The organism is Sphingobium ummariense RL-3 (assembly GCF_000447205.1).
GTDB classification, from domain to species: domain Bacteria; phylum Pseudomonadota; class Alphaproteobacteria; order Sphingomonadales; family Sphingomonadaceae; genus Sphingobium; species Sphingobium ummariense.
This window is the reverse complement of sequence record NZ_AUWY01000130.1, coordinates 1-1584: the sequence shown is the minus strand read 5'-3', so window position 1 is coordinate 1584 and position 1584 is coordinate 1. Positions and strand designations below refer to the sequence as shown.

The window sequence follows — 1584 nt, the reverse complement described above, 5'->3', positions numbered from 1 at the left end:
ATCTCAATAACGTGATCGAGGCCGATCACGGAAAGCTCAAGATACTGATCAAGCCGGTGCGCGGTTTCAAATCGATCCCCACGGCCTATGCCACGATCAAGGGATTCGAAGTCATGCGAGCCCTGCGCAAAGGACAGGCTCGCCCCTGGTGCCTGCAGCCCGGCATCAGGGGCGAGGTGCGCCTTGTGGAGAGAGCTTTTGGCATTGGGCCCTCGGCGCTGACGGAGGCCATGGGCATGCTCAACCACCATTTCGCAGCAGCCGCCTGATCGGCGCAGAGCGACAGCCTACCTCTGACTGCCGCCAATCTTTGCAACAGAGCCCTCGAACCTGCCTTGGACAACGTTCGGCGAGGTGCGTGACCATGTCGTCGCGCATGTCGCAGCCTACAGCGGGGGCGGCACGACATGCGCCACGCAGATGACGTTCTACAGGCTTCGACGCGCGCTCGGGCTTGGCCGGCACGTCGGGCCGGATGCGCCGTTGGCGCCGCTGATCGGTGGGAAGCTGCGCCAAGCGTTCAGCGACCTGGAAGCCGATACCGACCTCAAGATGCCGGCGACGCGAGCCGGATGGCTTGGGATTGTCAGTGGTCTCTGCTTCGCTGTCGCGGTCGCGATCCTCGCCTTCACGACGCTGGCACCTCCCCTTCGCATCTTCGCTGCTGGAGCGAGCGCCTACGCGGGGCTATGGTTACGGCACCTCGACCGCCGGCGATTACCTCGGAGGTGCGACACTATCGGCGATCTCGCCCGACTGGTCACGGAGCAGAACCGTGGCAGGCTTGCCCGCGACGGCGCGCGCCTCACCGCCCCCGAGATTTGGCGGATCATCCAGCAACTGGCCGCCGAGGAGAGCGGGATCGACCCCGATCTGATTGGGTCGGAAACGACCTTCTTCCGAGCCAAAGTGCGAGCAGCCTGATCAATGGCTTACTGGATTGCATAGATTGATGCCGAGACACGGGACATTGCGTGGCGTCGGACTGACGGCTTTGGGTGCCGTTGTCGTCGCAGGCTCTTTCGTCGCTCTCGGATTGCGACCGGATGGGATCGCCAGCTACTATCGCGATACGCTGACTCCGGCAGGGTTTGCCATTTGGTTCTGCGGCTTCGTAGCCGCCACACTCGCTCCACCCGCCATAGCTGTACTCTGCTGGTTTGGCGCCATGCGGTTCCGCTACGGGTGGCTTCTCCACATCCTGCTTGTTCCTGCCACCTACGCCGCTGTGCGAGGATCAATCGCGCTCATGCTCGCGGTAGCAAGTGAGCCGGACAGCGATGGCCCAACGAGATGGGCTACCGATCCAGCAGTGATGCTGATGGTGGTTTGCCCCATCGTGTACTTTCTGATCTTGGGTTCCACAAAGCTGCGTGAGCATCGCGCATCAGCAAATGACTGCTAATCTCGACTTTGTAGTTGGCAGATACCATGAGCGGCCCTTTGCCGTTTGCGAGCAGACGCGGATGATGGCGAGCACATTGTCGGATAGCGTGAGCAGCATAGTCGGCTCGTTGTCAGGTAATCTGGGCAGGAAAAGGCGCTGTTTGCGAGCAGAAGCTGCTACGGTTGCAAGCGCCTACA

3 protein-coding genes are annotated in these 1584 nt (G+C 61.7%); all 3 read left to right on the top strand.

Annotated features, from left to right (window positions below; all coding sequences use genetic code 11):
* The coding region (locus M529_RS45900) for a DDE-type integrase/transposase/recombinase (RefSeq protein WP_011152977.1) at positions 1-269 on the top strand (269 nt) is incomplete at its 5' end.
* 85 nt (positions 270-354) lie between these two features.
* The gene (locus M529_RS45895) at positions 355-924 is read left to right on the top strand and encodes a hypothetical protein (RefSeq protein ID WP_236617642.1); all 570 of its coding nucleotides are present in this window, start codon (positions 355-357) and stop codon (positions 922-924) included.
* Positions 925-1373: 449 nt separating this feature from the next.
* Positions 1374-1584, top strand: a 211-nt coding sequence (locus M529_RS50465) for a hypothetical protein (protein WP_216628565.1), incomplete at its 3' end; no start/stop codon positions are given.